This window comes from Janthinobacterium sp. HH102 (genome assembly GCF_001758625.2).
In the GTDB taxonomy this organism is placed as follows: Bacteria; Pseudomonadota; Gammaproteobacteria; order Burkholderiales; family Burkholderiaceae_D; genus Janthinobacterium.
In genome coordinates this window covers 983391-999662 of record NZ_CP062062.1, presented here as the reverse complement: position 1 = coordinate 999662, position 16272 = coordinate 983391, and the positions used below count along the sequence as shown (strand labels likewise).

13 protein-coding genes are annotated in these 16272 nt (G+C 63.9%); 7 read left to right on the top strand and 6 right to left on the bottom strand.

Going from position 1 to position 16272, the window contains the following annotated elements:
- Window positions 1-114 precede the first annotated feature (114 nt).
- Genes JAB4_RS04525 through bamE form a run of 5 tightly spaced genes read left to right on the top strand, consistent with a single transcriptional unit; the run spans window position 115 to window position 3559 of the window.
- Window positions 115-1554, top strand: a complete 1440-nt coding sequence (locus JAB4_RS04525) for a cytochrome P450 (RefSeq protein WP_070217764.1) — start codon at window positions 115-117, stop codon at window positions 1552-1554.
- 35 nt (window positions 1555-1589) lie between these two features.
- Window positions 1590-2051: a GNAT family N-acetyltransferase gene (locus JAB4_RS04520; RefSeq protein ID WP_070217711.1), complete on the top strand. Its 462-nt coding sequence runs from the start codon at window positions 1590-1592 to the stop codon at window positions 2049-2051.
- Window positions 2048-2407, top strand: coding sequence for a nucleotide pyrophosphohydrolase (locus JAB4_RS04515; RefSeq protein WP_070217713.1), 360 nt, complete (start codon window positions 2048-2050; stop codon window positions 2405-2407). The genes JAB4_RS04520 and JAB4_RS04515 overlap by 4 nt, the downstream gene beginning before the upstream one ends.
- 49 nt (window positions 2408-2456) lie before the next feature.
- A complete protein-coding gene (locus JAB4_RS04510) occupies window positions 2457-3254 on the top strand; it encodes a hypothetical protein (RefSeq protein ID WP_070217716.1) in 798 nt (265 codons plus the stop codon).
- A complete protein-coding gene (gene bamE, locus JAB4_RS04505) occupies window positions 3251-3559 on the top strand; it encodes an outer membrane protein assembly factor BamE (protein WP_070217717.1) in 309 nt (102 codons plus the stop codon). The genes JAB4_RS04510 and bamE overlap by 4 nt, the downstream gene beginning before the upstream one ends.
- 95 nt (window positions 3560-3654) lie before the next feature.
- Here bamE and JAB4_RS04500 read toward each other — a convergent pair whose 3' ends face one another.
- The 3 genes from JAB4_RS04500 to JAB4_RS04490 all read right to left on the bottom strand — a co-directional run bounded on the left by JAB4_RS04500 (window position 3655) and on the right by JAB4_RS04490 (window position 8987).
- Window positions 3655-5310, bottom strand: coding sequence for a PAS domain-containing methyl-accepting chemotaxis protein (locus JAB4_RS04500; RefSeq protein ID WP_070217719.1), 1656 nt, complete (start codon window positions 5308-5310; stop codon window positions 3655-3657).
- Window positions 5311-5751: 441 nt separating this feature from the next.
- On the bottom strand, window positions 5752-7905 hold the full coding sequence (locus JAB4_RS04495; protein WP_070217721.1) for a DEAD/DEAH box helicase: 2154 nt from the start codon (window positions 7903-7905) through the stop codon (window positions 5752-5754).
- A gap of 200 nt (window positions 7906-8105) precedes the next feature.
- Window positions 8106-8987 carry an alpha/beta hydrolase gene (locus JAB4_RS04490; protein ID WP_070217766.1) on the bottom strand — a complete coding sequence of 294 codons (882 nt, stop codon included), beginning with the start codon at window positions 8985-8987 and terminating at the stop codon, window positions 8106-8108.
- A gap of 135 nt (window positions 8988-9122) precedes the next feature.
- On the opposite strand from JAB4_RS04490, the gene JAB4_RS04485 reads away from it, so the two are divergent.
- A complete protein-coding gene (locus JAB4_RS04485; RefSeq protein WP_070217723.1) occupies window positions 9123-10739 on the top strand; it encodes a M28 family peptidase in 1617 nt (538 codons plus the stop codon).
- Between the two features lie 118 nt (window positions 10740-10857).
- Here JAB4_RS04485 and JAB4_RS04480 read toward each other — a convergent pair whose 3' ends face one another.
- The 3 genes from JAB4_RS04480 to JAB4_RS04470 form a co-directional block, all read right to left on the bottom strand.
- Window positions 10858-11274 (bottom strand): SRPBCC family protein, encoded by a 417-nt coding sequence (locus JAB4_RS04480; RefSeq protein ID WP_070217725.1) that lies wholly within the window; start codon window positions 11272-11274, stop codon window positions 10858-10860.
- 140 nt (window positions 11275-11414) lie between these two features.
- Complete coding sequence (locus tag JAB4_RS04475) at window positions 11415-12113, bottom strand: dienelactone hydrolase family protein (protein WP_070217726.1); 699 nt, start codon at window positions 12111-12113, stop codon at window positions 11415-11417.
- Between the two features lie 88 nt (window positions 12114-12201).
- Window positions 12202-15144, bottom strand: coding sequence for a polymer-forming cytoskeletal protein (locus JAB4_RS04470; RefSeq protein ID WP_139143869.1), 2943 nt, complete (start codon window positions 15142-15144; stop codon window positions 12202-12204).
- Window positions 15145-15259: 115 nt separating this feature from the next.
- On the opposite strand from JAB4_RS04470, the gene JAB4_RS04465 reads away from it, so the two are divergent.
- Window positions 15260-16264: a helix-turn-helix domain-containing protein gene (locus JAB4_RS04465; RefSeq protein WP_070217731.1), complete on the top strand. Its 1005-nt coding sequence runs from the start codon at window positions 15260-15262 to the stop codon at window positions 16262-16264.
- Window positions 16265-16272 lie beyond the last annotated feature (8 nt).

The following is a 16272-nucleotide window of genomic DNA, read 5'->3' as shown; positions in this document are numbered from 1 at the left end:
TTCTGGCCGCGCACGATGTCGTATTCGTTCAATACAAACGGGCCGCAATCGCGTAGAGTGTGGCCATTATTGCAAGCAATCCTCGTACTTTTACCGTATCGACAGGAGATGTTCATGCCGCCACTCGACCACGCCGCCCCCGCCGTCGCCACGCCCCTGCGCCAGATCCGCCGCCTGCCGGGGCCCTTCGCCTTGCCCATCGTCGGCAACAGCCTGCAGCTCAAACTCACGCGCATCCACCGCGACGTGGAACAATGGGTACAGCGCTACGGCCCCTTCATGCGCGCCTGGTTCGGCCGCACCCTGGTACTGGTGGTGGCCGACAGCGAGGCCGTCGGCGCCGTGCTGCGCGACCGGCCCGACGGTTTTCGCCGCCCCCTGAGCAGTTCGGTGGTCTCCGACGAAATGGGCGGCGTGCCCGGCCTGTTCCTGGCCGAGGGCACGGAATGGCGCAACCAGCGCCGCATGGTCATGGCCGGCATGGCGCCGGGCGCCATCAAGGCCTACTTCCCCGCGCTGGTGACGGTGGCGCAGCGCCTGCAGCGGCGCTGGTATATTGCCGCCACGCAAGGCCAGGCGATCGACCTCGATGGCGACCTGAAACGCTACACGGTCGACATCATCGCCGGCCTGGCCTTCGGCACGGAAGTCAATACGCTCGAATCGGGCGAAGACGTGATCCAGCGCCACATGGACGATATCCTGCCCGCCGTGGCGCGGCGCAGCCTGTCCATGTTCCCGTACTGGCGCTATGTCAAGCTGCCCATCGACCGCCGGCTGGACCGCGACGTGGCGGCCCTGTCCGCCGCCGTGGCGGATCTGGTGCAGCAGGCGCGCGCGCGCATGGCGCACGACCCGGCGCGCCGCGCGCATCCGCCCAACCTGCTCGAAGCCATGATCGCCGCCGCCGATCTGGAAGACAGCGGCGTGACGGACCGCAACGTGGCCGGCAATGTGCTGACCATGCTGCTGGCGGGCGAGGATACGACGGCCAACACGGTGTCCTGGATGATTTATTTGCTGCAATGCAATCCGCAGACTCTGGCGAAGGCGCGCGAGGAAGTGCGGCGCCTGGCGCCCGACGTGGCCCAGTTCACGATCGAGCAGATGGATAGCCTCGACTACCTGGGCGCCTGCGCCAGCGAAGCCATGCGCTTGAAGCCCGTGGCGCCCTTCCTGCCCGTCGAGGCGCTGCGCGACACGGTCATCGGCGACATCGCTGTGCCGGCCGGCACCCTCGTCTGGTGCGTGATGCGCAACGACACCGTATCGGATGCGCACTTTCCCGACCCGCTGGCCTTCCAGCCCGAGCGCTGGCTGGCGGACAGCGGCGAGGCCAACAACAAGCGCGCTTCGATGCCCTTCGGCGCCGGCTTGCGCACGTGCCCGGGCCGCTATCTGGCCTTGCTGGAAATCAAGATTGCCATGGCCATGCTGCTGGGCAGCTTCGACATCGCCGGCGTCGACACGCCCGATGGCGGCGAGGCGCAGGAACTGATGGGGTTTGTGATGTCGCCCATCGGCCTGACGATGCGCCTGGCGCGGCCGCAGTGATACCATGGGGGAATCTCAGTCAACGTGCTTTCCCCATGCAAATTCACCTGGAATCGCCGCAGCAAGCGGACGTGCAAACCCTGATCGCCGAGCTGGATGCCTATCAACAAACGCTGTATCCGGCCGAATGCGTCTACTCGCTGGACCTGGCGTCCCTGCCGCCGGAAACCCTGCTGTTTGCCGTCGCCCGCGATGCGGCAGGTGCGGCGCGCGCCTGCGGCGCCATCGTCGTCACGCCCGCTTTCGGCGAGGTCAAGCGCATGTATGTGCACCCGGACAGCCGCGGCCTGGGCCTGGCCAAGCGCCTGCTGGCCCTGCTGGAAGAGCAGGCGCTGGCGCGCGGCTGCCGCCTGCTGACCCTGGAGACGGGCATCCACCAGCCCGAGGCCATCGCCCTGTACGCGCGCCACGGCTACCAGCGGCGCGGGCCGTACGGCGGCTATCGCGACGATCCGTTCAGTGTCTTCATGGAAAAACCGCTGCAGGCGGCCGCATGAGCGCCCCATCCGACAGCCTGCTCGACATCCGCGCGCGCCTGCGCGCCTTTGCCGACGAGCGCGACTGGGACCAGTTCCACACACCGAAAAACCTGGCCATGGCCCTGTCCGTGGAAGTGGCGGAACTGGCCGAGCACTACCAGTGGCTGCCCACGGGCGCGGATGCCGAGCTGGACGAGGCCAAGCGCACGGGCATCCGCCACGAGCTGGCCGACGTGCTGATGTATCTGGTGCGCCTGGCCGACAAGAGCGGCGTCGACCTGCATGCGGCCGTGCTGGAAAAGATGGCACTGAACGCGCAGAAATACCCGGCGCAGCAGGTGCGCGGCGACGCGCGCAAATATAGCGAGTACTGATAGGCCCACCCGTGCGTGACTGCCGCGCAAAAAGGCGTAGCATCAAGCCATGCCTACTTACCGCCCTCTTCTGCTGCCCCTGCTGGCAATGCTGTTCCATGGCACTGTTGCGCTGGCGCAAACCGCGCCCGTGCCGCAAGTCAAGGTGGACGCCACGCGCGACCCCGTCGACAAATCGTATCGCAAGATGCTGCAGGGCGTCGACCGCTTCGAGCGCGACCATGCGCTGGCGCCGCAGGCCGTGCTGCGCTTTCGTCTGCTGCCGCGCCAGCCCGGCGTGGACATGACGGGCGTGCAGCTGCGCATCGCCGGCGACACCGTCAGCATCCCCTTGCCGCTGGCCGAGGACAACAGCTTTGCCCCCGTGCGCAATGCACAGGCCGCGCGCGAGGATGCCGTGCTGATCGCCAACCGCAAGGCGACCACCATGAGCTGGCGCGCGCAGGTCATCACGCCCGGCTTGCCGCCCGGCACGCGGCGCCTGGGCGACCTGCGCCTGGAATGCCGCGCCGGCATGGATTCGGGCCTGATCTCGAACGACCCGCAAATCATCGCCTGGCTGTCCAGCATGCTCTACAGCACCGACAAGGTCTGCTCGCAGCCGGACGGCAATTATCTGTTCTTCACGGACCGGCCCCTGTTCGGCGTGACCCTCGTGCATGGGGAGCGGCGCCTGGCCCTGCCGTTCACCATGCTGTATGCGGGCGGCGAGCAAACGCCCGCCTCGCTGCCCTATTGCGATTGCCAGGTCTTGCTTGACCACACGTATTACGCGCCCCTGTGGGATGCCAGCTGGCCCGACGATACTCTGCTGGAATTTGACTATATGGACGAGGTGGCGCCATGAAGTGGCTGATGATCGCCTTGCTGACGCTGCTAGCCGCCTGCTCCGGCACGCGCGCCTTGCAAGCAAGCAAGAACGTCCCGTACGCCACCCTGGAACAGACGGTGCAACCGGGCAGCAGCACACGCGAACAGGTGCGCGCCGCGCTGGGCGACAGCACGGCCATCCGTTTCGACAGCGGCAATGAAGTATGGATGTACAGCTACCCGACGGCCTCTGGCGCGCAGGGAGAATATGTCATTTTGTTTGGCGGGGATGGGGTGGTGAAGAAGGTGCGCAGCGGGGACGTGTACCGGGTGAAGAAGTAAGAGTAACCCCACAGACAAAACCCGGGGGGAATGCTCCCAATGGGAAGCATTCCGGTCACGCAGTGACTGACCCCAGCCTTTCGCCGTTGGGGTAATTATCTTGCCTTCAGCAAGGCCCGCGACGCCACGCCCGCGCCCGCGCTGCGCCCCACGCCGGCAGCCTTGCGCTTGGGCGAGGCCTTCAATTTGAAGATGCCGATCGACTGGGCCACGCTCTCGGTGCGCTGCGCCAGGCTGGTGGCGGCCGCGGCCGCCTGCTCCACGAGGGCCGCATTCTGCTGCGTGATGCCATCCATGTGGATCACGGCCTGGTTGACTTGGCCGATACCCTGGTTCTGCTCGCGCGTGGTCGAGGAAATCTCGTCCATCACTTCCGTCACGCGGGCCACCGAGGCGATCACTTCCGTCATGGTGGCGCCCGCATTGCTGGTCAGCACGCTGCCCGCATTCACGGTGGCGATCGAATGGTCGATCAGGTTTTTCACCTCTTTCGCCGCCGTGGCAGAACGCTGCGCCAGGCTGCGTACTTCGCCCGCCACGACGGCGAAGCCGCGGCCGTGCTCGCCTGCGCGCGCCGCTTCCACGGCCGCGTTCAAGGCGAGGATGTTCGTCTGGAAGGCGATGCCGTCGATCAAGCCGATGATGTCGAGAATCTTGCGCGACGACGAGCTGATCTCGTCCATCGTGGTGACCACTTCGCTGACGATGGTGCCGCCCCTGGCCGCGATAGTCGATGCCTGCACCGCCAGGTCGTTGGCCGTGGCCACGTGGTCGGCGCTGTTTTGCACGGTCGATGTCAGCTCTTCCATGCTGGCCGCCGTCTGCTCCAGGCTGGACGCCTGCGATTCCGTGCGGCTGGACAAGTCCATATTGCCCGTGGCGATTTCCGCCGTGGTGATGCGGATATCCTCGAAGTTGGCGCGCACGTCGCCGATGATGCTGTGCAAGTTGATATTGGTCTGGCGCAAGGCCGCCATCAATTGACCCATGTCGTCGTCGCGCACCTTGTCGATCACGCCCGTCAAGTCACCCCCGGCCATCTTGCGCGCCACCGTAATGGCGTCGCCCAGCGGCGCGACGATGGAATTGTGCAGATGGGCCCAGAAATACAGCATCAGCGCGACGGCGGCAGCGGCGGCGCCGCTGAGCCAGCTGCGCGTGGCCGTGCTCGTGTCGCCGTCGATATTCCACACGGCGCAGCCGAGGATGGCCAGCACCACGCCCAAGATGATGCAATGCAGGGCGATGTCTTGCGACAGGCTCAGCTTGCGCCACTCGGCCAGCTTGGCGGCCCATCCCTGGCGCACGACGCGGCCATTGCGGATCGCCAGGTTCGCGCTATTGCCGTCTTTAAAACTTTTATACAGGGCTGCCGCTTCGTTGATCTGCTCGCGCGTGGGCTTGGTGCGCACGGACATATAGCCGATCGGGCGGCCGTTTTCGATGACGGGTGTGATATTGGCGAAGACCCAGTAAAAGTCACCATTCTTGCAACGGTTCTTGACCATGCCGGTCCACGGCATGCCCGTCTTGATGGTGTCCCACAGGTCGGCAAACGCTTCAGCCGGCATATCGGGATGACGCAGGATATTCTGTGGCGCACCCAGCAGTTCCATTTCTGAAAAACCGCTGACCTCAATGAAATACTGATTGGCGTAATTGATGTTTCCCTGTAAATCCGTGGTGGAAACAATCGTCATGCCTTCATTTAATACGTATTCATTTTGCGTGATAGGCGTATTGACCCGCATCGTCGCTCCTCTATTTTTATCAACTAGCATAACAAAATCATAAAAACAATATACCACATCAAGCACCCATGATATATCGCCCCGGCGGCAGTGACACTGGTCAAAAAATTTAATAAAAACCAATTCATTTATGTTTTAGAATTTACTTTGATTCAACTAGATTGATTTTATTGAATGTAAAATTCAAATTGGAAGCAGACACAATAATTAATAAAAAATTATGTATCGATGCGGCAGCCAATAAATATGGTGTTTGCGCCGATAAAAAAACGCGCAAGCGCCGCAATATGCGCCGGCCCATGACGGGGCCTGCCGCCAACCATAACGCCGCAACCACGAACATTTCTTGAGGGAAAATAAAAACTGGCGCGAACGCGCCAGTGGGGGAACTGTCTCCAATCCGCGACACAGGCGCCGGGGAGGCGCCTGTGCAGGGACAGCTTACTTGAATGATTTACGCGGTGGCGATTTCGGACGCGGCGGCGCAGGCTTGCGCTCCGTCGTGCCGTCATCGAGGCTGATGCGCAGTTTCTGGCCCGACACGACGACCGATTTCAGGTGGTCGAGGATTTCCGGCGGCATGCCTTCCGGCAGGTCCAGCACGCTGTAGTTGTCAAAGATATCGATGCGGCCGATATGCTTGGCTTCCAGGTTCGCTTCGTTGGCGATGGCACCCACGATGTTGCTTGGCGTCACGGCGTGCTCGCGGCCCACTTCGATGCGGTAAGCCGTCACGCCTGGACGTGGACGTTCCTTCTTCGGCGCGCGCGGCGCAGGTGCTGCATCGCCCGCGTCCGCTGGCGCATCCTTGAACGCTGGCGCGGATTTGGCGGCGAACGGCTTGCGCGGCGCGGCTGGCGGCGCCAGGTCCGGCGCGTCGCCATCGCGGCTGATGCGCAGCTGCTGGCCCGCGACCCACACGGTCTTCAGCTGGTCCAGCAATTCTTTCGGCATGCTGTCTGGCAAGTCCAGGACGCTGTAGTCGTCATAGATTTCGATGCGGCCGATGTTTTTCGAATCGATGCCCGCTTCGTTGGCGATGGCGCCCACGATATTGCCCGGTTTCACGCCATGCTGATGACCGACTTCAATACGGAAGGTCTGCATGCCGGCGTCGGCTGGGCGCTGGATGCGTTCCTTTTTCGGGAAGGCCGGGCGTTCGCTGCGCTCGTTACGGTCGAAGCGGTCGCCCCGTTCCGGACGGTCGTTGCGCTCAAAACGGTCCTGGCGCACAGGACGGTCGTCTTGCCACGTGGCTTGCTCGCGCGCCTTGTTCTTGTCCAGCAGCAGCGGCGTATTGCCACGCGCCATCTTCGCCAGGGCGGCGGCGATTTCAATGGCGGGAATGTTCTGTTCGCGCTCGAAGTCCTCGATCAGCGACTGGAACTGCTCCAGTTCGCCCAAGGCCAGGGTTTCACTGATCTGTTCCTTGAACTTGGCGATGCGCACGTCGTTCACGGCCTGGATCGTCGGCAATTCCAGCATGCCGATCGGCTGGCGGGTCGAGCGTTCGATGGCTTTCAACAAGTTCTTTTCACGCGGGGTGATGAACAGGATCGCTTCGCCGCTGCGGCCGGCGCGGCCCGTGCGGCCGATGCGGTGGGTATAGCTTTCCGGATCGTGCGGCACATCGTAGTTGACGACGTGGCTGATGCGCTCGACGTCCAGGCCGCGGGCGGCCACGTCGGTTGCCACGAGGATGTCGATCTTGCCGTCTTTCAACTGCTGGATCGTGCGCTCGCGCTGGGCTTGCTGGATGTCGCCATTGATGGCGGCGGCCGAGAAGCCGCGCGCTTGCAGCTTGCTGGCCAGCTCTTCCGTGCCCAGCTTGGTGCGGGCGAAGATGATCATGCCGTCAAACGCTTCCGCTTCCAGGATGCGCGTCAGCGCGTCGAGCTTGTGCATGCCCGACACGAGCCAGTAGCGCTGGCGGATGTTGTCGGCCGTGCCCGTCTTGGCGGCGACCGTCACTTCGGCCGGGTTCACCAGGTAGGTGGTGGCGATGCGCTTGATGACGGAAGGCATGGTGGCCGAGAACAGGGCCGTTTGATGGCCGTCTGGCGTTTCTTTCAAGATACGTTCGACGTCGTCGATAAAGCCCATGCGCAGCATTTCATCGGCTTCATCCAGCACCAGGGTTTTCAGCTTGGACAGGTCGAGCGAACCCTTGTCCAGGTGATCGATGACGCGGCCAGGCGTGCCGACGATGACGTGCACGCCGCGGCGCAGGGCCGACAGCTGCGGGCCGTAGCTTTGGCCGCCGTAGATCGGCAGCACGTGGAAGCCGGGAATGTGGGCGGCGTACACCTGGAACGCTTCGGCGACCTGGATGGCCAGTTCGCGCGTCGGTGCCAGGACCAGGGCTTGGGGTGAGCTTTGTTTCAGATCGATGCGCGACAGGATAGGCAAGGCGAAGGCGGCGGTTTTACCCGTGCCCGTTTGCGCCTGGCCCAGCACGTCGCGGTTGGCGAGCAATAATGGAATCGTGGCCGCCTGGATAGGCGACGGTGTTTCGTAACCGACATCCTTGAGCGCGCGAATCAGCGGCTCGCTCAGGTTAAGGTCGGAAAATAAGGAAATTGGTGTATCAGACATGAAATCACTCACAAGTTCGCTCGAATCGCCCAATGCGAAAGAGTGTATCTGCTAGTTTACTCTTTACTGGACCTTACCGGGTGGAACGAGGCGGCAGAACGCCATTTTTTGCATCCTAAAACGCAGAAAAATCGGCGATCCGCACGCAATTGGTGCAAAAACCAAGCAATATTATGTGTTTTGCAATAGATTCGGCTGTTTTACAGATGCGCCTCGATATTGCTTGCCGCATCGACCGAGTGGCGCAAGAACTCCAGCAAGTCCTCGTTCAGGCGGTCCTTGTGCGTCGTCGCCAGGCCGTGCGGCGCGCCCGCATACACAAGCAATTTGCTGCCGATGATGAGCTCAGCCGTGCGCCGCGCCGAGGCGGCGATCGGCACGATCTGGTCGTCGTCGCCATGGATCACCAGGGTCGGCACGTCGAATTTGGCCAGGTCGCTGGTGAAATCCGTCTCGGAAAATTGCTTGATGCACAAATAGGACGCGGGCATGCCCGCCTGCATGCCTTGCAGCCAGAAGTGCTCGCGCACGCCCTGCGACGGCGTCGCGCCGGGCCGGTTATAGCCATAAAAGGCCTCGCTCAAGTCGCGGAAGAATTGGCTGCGGTCGGCCTGCACGCCCGCGCGGATGGCGTCAAACGCGGACAGCGGCAAGCCCAGCGGGTTGTCGGCCGTTTGCAGCATCAGCGGCGGCACGGCCCCCACCAGCACGGCGCCGGCCAGGCGCTCGGTGCCATGGCGGCCGATGTAGCGCGCCACTTCGCCGCCGCCCGTCGAGTGACCGACGAGGGTGGCGCCCGTCAGGTCGAGCGCGGCTATCAGGGCGGCCAGGTCGTCGGCATAGGTATCCATGTCGTTGCCGTCGAAGGGCTGGCTGGAGCGGCCATGGCCGCGCCGGTCGTGCGCGATGACGCGGTAGCCGCGCGCGGCAAGATAAAACATCTGGTCTTCCCAGGCGTCGGACGACAATGGCCAGCCGTGGCTGAAGACGACGGGCGGACCGCTGCCCCAGTCCTTGTAATAAATCAAAGTGCCGTCGGCGGTACGCAGAGTATTGGTTGAATGCAAGTCAGGGGTAGTCATGGAACGCTCCTTGTCGGTGGGCCAGCGGCCATTGTGGCCGCAATCGGCTTGCGCACGCCGCGCGCTACGCCAGAGCATTGCGGTAGAGTAAGATTGCCGCTGCTTTGCTTTCCCGTATTCACTTTTGGAGTTGTCATGCGCTTTCCCGTCGTCCTCGCCGCCAGCCTGTTCAGCACGGCTGCCCTCGCCCAACCGCTCGTTGCCGAAGCGCCCTTGCGCGCCCATCTGTCCTTCCTGGCCGACGATTTGCTCGAAGGACGCGGCACGGGCCAGCGCGGCGGCGACCTGGCCGTGCGCTACCTGGAAACGCAGGCGGCCGTGGCCGGCTTGCAGCCATTGAAAGATGGCAGCTACCGCCAGGCGCTGACCATCGTCGGCAGCAAGGCCTTGCCATCGAGTACGGTGACGTTCAGCGCGGGCGGCAAGACCTTGTCTCCCGCCTTCGGCAAGGACATCGTCTTTGGCGCGGCGAATGGCCAGCAGACAGTGGCGTTCGACGCGCCCGTCGTGTTTGCCGGCTACGGCATCCGCGCCCCGGAAGAAAACTGGGACGATTTCAAGGGCGTTGATTTAAAAGGGAAACTGGTCATCATGATGGTCAACGACCCGCAGCCGACCGCCGCCGAACCGAACCGTTTTGCCGGCAAGTCCCTCACGTATTACGGCCGCTGGGTCTACAAGTACGAGGAAGCGCTGCGCCAGGGCGCCGCCGGCGTCTTGCTGATCCATACGACCGAGTCCGCTTCCTACCCGTGGTCCGTGCCCGCCAACGGTTTCGGCCATGAACGCTTCAACCTGGCCGGCGCGGGCAATGCGATGGAAGGCTGGCTGCAGGAAGACATGGCGCGCGCCCTGTTCCAGGCGGGCGGACAGGACCTGGACGCCCTGCGCGCCCAGGCGGAAACGCGCGAATTCCGGCCCGTGGCCCTGAACGCGACGGTCAGGGTGGCACTGAATAGCCAGGTGCGCAGCATCGAGCAATTCAACGTGGCCGGCATCGTGCCGGGCACGGACCCGAAGCTCAAGGACGAAGCCGTCATTTACTCGGCCCACTGGGACCATCTGGGCAAGGATGACGAAGGCAGCGCCCGCGCAGGACAGAGCGACCATATCTACAACGGCGCCATCGACAATGCCTCGGGCGCGGCGGCCCTGCTGGCCATGGCGCAAGTGGCCGTGAAACAGCCGGCGCGGCGCACGCAGATCTTCCTGTGGCCGGCCGGCGAGGAAACGGGCATGTTGGGCAGCACGGCTTACACGCGCGCGCCCCTGTGGCCGCTGGCCAAGACGGCAGCCGACCTGAACCTCGACAGCATGAATTTCGTCGGCAAGACGCACGACATCGGCGTGGCCGGCGCCGAGCGCAGCAGCCTGTACGCAAGCGCCGCCAAGGTCGCCAAGCGCATGGGCTTGCGTTTGGCGCCGACCATCCCCGACCTGTCCGGCGCCTTTTACCGGGCCGACCATTTTGCCTTCGCCAAGGCCGGCGTGCCCGCCTTCAACGTGGGCTCGGCCGTGTTTTCCGGCGACGGCTCGTTCGACTTCGTCAAGGAGCCGACAGCGTCGAGCGAGCGTCTGGTCGCGTTTAAAAAGGATTACCACCAGGTCACCGATGAGTATCACCCGTCGTGGGACTTGTCGGGCATGGTGCAGCAGGCGCAGTTCACCTTGAACCTGGGCTACGAGGTGGCGAACGACAAGAATTTGCCGGTGTGGAACAAAGGCGAGGCGTTTGGAAAAGTGAAACGCTGACGTCAAGCGTAGGTCGGATTAGCGGGGCATCACCGCGCGTAATCCGACAACATTGTCAGCAGAGTTGGTGGTGTCGGATTACGCGGCGTAGCCGCTAATCCGACCTACGCTCCTTGATTCAAATCGCCATGATGCGTTTCAGGTCGACGAATGCCGTCTCGTACAAATGCTGGAACGCGCCCACCATGACCTCTTCCACGCCTTCGGCCGCATCGAACTCGCTCGACCATTCGGCCACACAGGAAGCGGCGCCCGGTTCGCCCGTGACGCGCAATGTGGAACGGTAGTTCTTGACGGGGATCGGGCCCGAGACGATGGTGTAGCTGTAGCTCTTGTCCGCTTCGCTGTAGCTTTGCAGGCGTTCGGCGATGATGGCGCCGTCCGTGGTTTTCAGGCGGCGCACGCGGCCGCCATGCTCGGACAAACTGGTCTTGATGGAGCTCGACCATTCAGCCAGCGACTGGAAGCCGCCGATAAAATCCCACACTCTTTCGGCGCTTGCCGCCAATGTTACAGAAACAATTACTTGGGCCATCTTTAATTCGGTTCCTCATCCAGGTTTGCCGGGCGCCGCGCCCGGCCGGCCGGAGTTGCCCGGCACAGCCGCTATTTTAGCGCCCATGCGGCTTTGCTGCTGAGCAAACCATGGTCACTGGCCAGCCTGGGATGGCTGCCTTACAGATTTTCCGCCAAGAAAATCAGCGAATTGCCATGCGCGTGGGCCGCCGCGCGCTGCTGGTAGCTGTCGCGGTGGGTGCAGTTGAAACCGTGCTCGGCGCCCGGGTAGATATGGATTTCCACGTCTTGCCGGTCTTCGAAGCGTTCGGCGATCTTTTGCACGGCTTCCGGCGGAATATGGCTGTCCTGGCCGCCGAAATGCATGAGCAGCGGCACCTGGATCTTGTCGGCCAGGTCCAGCTTGTTCTGGATGCCGCCGCCGTAATAGGCGATGGCGGCGTCGACCAGACCGGCCGCGGCCGCCTGGTACGACAGGCGGCCGCCGAAGCAGTAGCCGACCGAAGCCAGCTTGCCCGTCGCTTCCGGACGCGCGCGCAGGACGGCGACGGTGGCGGCGATATCGGCGTCGGCGTGCGGATTGTCGGTGGCCTGCATCAGTTCGACGGCACGCTTCCAGCCGTCCGCGTCATAGCCGAGTTCAATGTGCGCGCCGGCGCGCCAGAACAGGTCCGGCACCAGCACCACATAGCCATCGGCCGCGTACTGGTCGGCCACGGCACGGATGTGCTCGTTGACGCCGAAAATTTCCTGCAACAGGATGATGGCGGGGCCCTTGCCCACGTGCGGCACGGCCAGGTAAGCCTGGAAGCTGCCGTCCGGGCCGGCGATATCGATCCACTGCGAAGTTGTGCTCATAGAAACTCCAGTCTGAGGTTGGGGAGGATGCCACAAGCAGGCATGTTACTGGTTTTTCGCCGTGTCTGCGCCCGCCCTTGGTCCAGGCTCAATACATCTCGCGCAGGTAAATCACGGGACCCGATCTGAGGATGCCAAAGACGACGTGCCCCAAGGTGCTGGGCAGGTAATGCAAGCCGCTGACAGACACGTCGACGCTACCCGCCACGCCGGGTGCCAGCAAGACCAGTTGCCCATTGGGTGGAGGCAAGGCGCCTTGCTTGAATGCATAGGTGCCGCCCTGCACTTTCAGAACGCCATTGCACGCGCCAGCGCCTGAGGTAAATCCCTTGCCGCAGTTGGCTAGCGTGACCCCGGCACTCCCGAACTGCGTGACGCTATCGGACACATTGCCCAGCCAGCCGCTATTCCAGTATTGCACCTGTACGGGCAGGCGTATCGGCAGGCGCTCGGAACCGTAGCTATGGGGCACCATGATGCGGCCCGTAAGTATGGTCAGCTTCGCTTCCGTGCCGGCATCGGACGGCGCCGACGTCACGGCGGTGCCGCCGGCATAGGTAGTGGTGGCACGGAACAGCACGTCGGTCGGCGGCGCCAGCGCGACCGTACCGGCCGGTACCGCAAATGCGCCGGGAAAGCGGTAGGCGATCTGGCTGCTGGCCACGCCCGCCGTGAAGCTGGCCGGCGCGATGCCCGTCACGGTCGTTTGCGCGGCAGTCCCGTCGCTCAGCCGGCTGCCCGACGGCGCCGCCGGCGGAAAGGCCGTCAGGCCCGTGGCGGCATCGTAGGCGCGCAAGGCCACCTGGGTCGTCAAGGCCGTGTCGCGCCCGTCGAAGTTGAGCGTCGTCCCGTTCGCGGCATTCTGCGCCGTGACGCGCAGCTTGAACGGCTGCTGCGCATAGATGAAACTGCCCGCCGCGCAGGACAATGGCGCCTTGCAAGGCATGGGCTCAGTGCCAGGCACCTCCGTGACGAAGTGGTGCGGGATGAATTGCACGCTGTTGCTGGCGCCCGTGGTGAACGGCGGGATGACGCCGTTGACGGCGGGCGGCGGGGCCCCGAGGTAGGTGGCCATCGTCGCCGTAAATTGGACGGTGCCCGCTTCCGCCCAGCTCAGGTTGCTGGCGGTGCCGATGCCGTTGTTAAAAGCCAGGCTGCCCGCGACTGCGGGGTTGGCGGCGCCGGAAAAGGTGGGCGCGACGAGACTACTGCTCAGCAGCACCGTCTGCGCCGTCGTTTCCCTGCCAAAATTGGCCGTCACGGCGTCGGCCACGTTCACGGCCGATACGCTGATGCGGGTGGCCGGCGCCACGGGCAGCACTGCCAGGCCCGCCCGCTGCGGCGTGGCGATGGCGCTGAACACGAAACGCCGGGGTCCCACGATGACGTTGCCGCTGCCCGTCATGGTCAGGCCGCTGTCGCTGCCGCTGGTCGGGGCATACGTGGCCGTCAGGCCCAGCGCACCCGCATCGGCGTACAGCATGTTCGGCGTGGCCAGGCCGTCGGCATCGAAGGCCAGTTGCACGGGCGCACCGGTCGCGCTGCAGGCGCTGCCCGCGTTGGCGGCCAGGGGTTTATACGTGCCATCCTTGTCCTGTATGCGCGCGGGCAAGGTGCCCGTGCCGGGATTGGCGTAGTTGCAGCGCAACTGCAAGGTCTTGTTCTGGTTGGCAAACAAGGGCACGCAGGCGCGCGGGTTCGACGGCGACACCTGCAGCGCGCTAATGGCGATGGGCCCCTCGGCCTCAGAATAACGGGGGAGGCCGCTCACCTGCAGCGCGCTGCTGACAAATGCCATCTGACAATTGGTCACGCTGCCGTCGACGCTGCTCTTGCAGACCAGCGCCCCCGTCGTCGCCGGCGTGCTGCTCAGGCCCAAGGGAACGTTGCTGGCCGGCGTGGTCTGCGCCACGCTGGACGCGGCCGTGCCTGTCGCCGGTAGGGTCGCGTTGAGTTGTGCCACGGCGCCGCCCGGCGTCAGCGTGACCTGGGCCGCGCCCGTGTAGACGGTGCTGCAGGCCGCGTCGGCGCAGGCCGTCACGGTCACGGGCGCGGGCGCACAACTGAGCGCCGAAGGCGGATGCGTGATCTGGAAGTGATCCGGCCCGGCCTGGGTACCCGGGCCGCACTTCGGCCCCATCGGCTCATTGAAAGCCCAGCCGCTGTTGTTCGTCACGCAACTGCACGGGTTCGACGGCGTGTACGCCTTGCAGGTGATCGTCTGCTGCACGCGGCCCTGCCAGCCCAGGGTGATGTGGTCGACCTTGGCGTTGCCCGTGATAAAGGCGTTGGACGAGTCGAGCGTCACCTCGCCGGCGTCCACATTGCCCTTGATGCCATTGCCGGAAGCGATCGACAAGGAATTGCTGGCGTCCACGTCGCCCGTGACGAGCAGGCCCGATGCCTTCAAGTCGATCGTCGGCGATTTCAGATTGCCCGTCACCTGGCTGCCGGAACCGATGGTCAGCGAGGTGGTCGCCGTGATATCGCCCTGGATGCGGGTACTGGAGGCCAGGATATTGACGACGGTGCCGCTGATGGGACCGTTGATGACGGAACCCGAAGCGATTTCCACCGGGCCCTTGGCGCTGATCTTGCCCGTCACCTTGACGTTGTTCGAGCCCATCTTGATGGTGGTGGCGGAAATATTCGCCGTAATGGTCTGTTCCTGCGCGCCCATGAGGAAAGTGCCGCCCTCGGCGCTCAAGCTGCCCCCCGTCACTTTCAGGTTCGACGGATTGATGTCCTTGATGTCGAGATTGCCCTTGACCGTCAGCGCGGCATTGCCGCTCATCGTCAAGCCCTGGTTGTAGCTCATCGCCAGGGAACTGTTGACCGTCACGCCATACGCGCTGCCGATGACGATGACGTCGGTGGAGCCCAGCGCCAGCGAGGCGCACGTGTATTGCAAGCCGTCCGTGCTCAGGCTGCAGCCGCTGACGGTGCCGCCATTGAAGTTGAGCGTGGCCGCGTGGGCAAGCGAGGAGCCCAGCAGCAATGTCAGGGCGGCAAAAAAGTGAAGTAAGCGCACGATATCGAGGAATCCGGTGGGTGGGGGGCCAGCGGGCGCGCGGATTATTCCATGCTAATCTACGCCATCGCTGTTATTGCATTATGGCAGTATTTATCTCCTTCACGCATATCGCATGATCAAGCAAAGCCCCAAAGAATTTCCCCTGCGCACCGTCGACATCATCGTCTATCCCGGCTTCAAGGCGCTCGAAGCCATCGGCGCCATGAAAGTGTTTGACTACGCCAACACGCATTTGCGCCTGCGCAATCTGCCCGGTGGCTACGACGTGCGCATCGCCTCGACGGCCATCGGCCCCGTCGAGTCCGACACCCTGATGTCGCTGCACGCGAGCAAGGCGCTCGATGCGCACCGCTTGCCCGACCTGGCCGTCATCGTCGGCTGCCACCACGTTGAGCAAGTCTTGCAGGACATTCCCGCCCTGGCCGCCTGGGTGGCCGAGGCGGCGCCCCGCATCGATACGCTGGCGGCGCTGTGCACGGGCTGCTTCTTCCTGGCCGAGGCCGGTGTACTCGACGGCAAGAGCGCCGCCACGCACTGGAGCGCCGTGGACAGCCTGCGCCAGCGCTACCCCCAGATACAGGTCAATGCCGATGCGATTTTCGTGCGGGAAGGGAAATTCTGGACGTCGGCCGGCGTGACGGCCGGCATCGACCTGGCGCTGGCCCTGGTGGAAGACGATTTCAGCCGCGATATCGCGCTCGAAGTGGCGCGCGACCTGGTCGTGTATCTGAAGCGGCCCGGCGGCCAGTCGCAGTTTTCCGTCCACCTGTCGAGCCAGATGACGACGCATCCCACCATCCGCCAGTTGCAGGGCTGGATCATGGAGCATCTTGCCGACGAGCTCACGGTGCCGCTGCTGGCAGCCAGGCTGGCCATGAGCGAGCGCAATTTTACGCGCGTCTTCCAGCGCGAAACGGGCACCAGTCCCACGGAATTCATCGACACGGCGCGCTTCGAAGTGGCGCGCCGCTTACTGGAAGACAATGTGTCTTCCTTAAAACAGGTGGCCGTGCAGGCGGGTCTGCACAGCGAGGACAGGCTGCGGCGCCTGTTTCAAAAGAAACTCGCCATCACGCCGCGCGACTACCGCGAGCGCTTTTCCAGCACGGCGCGCTAGGCGCAACG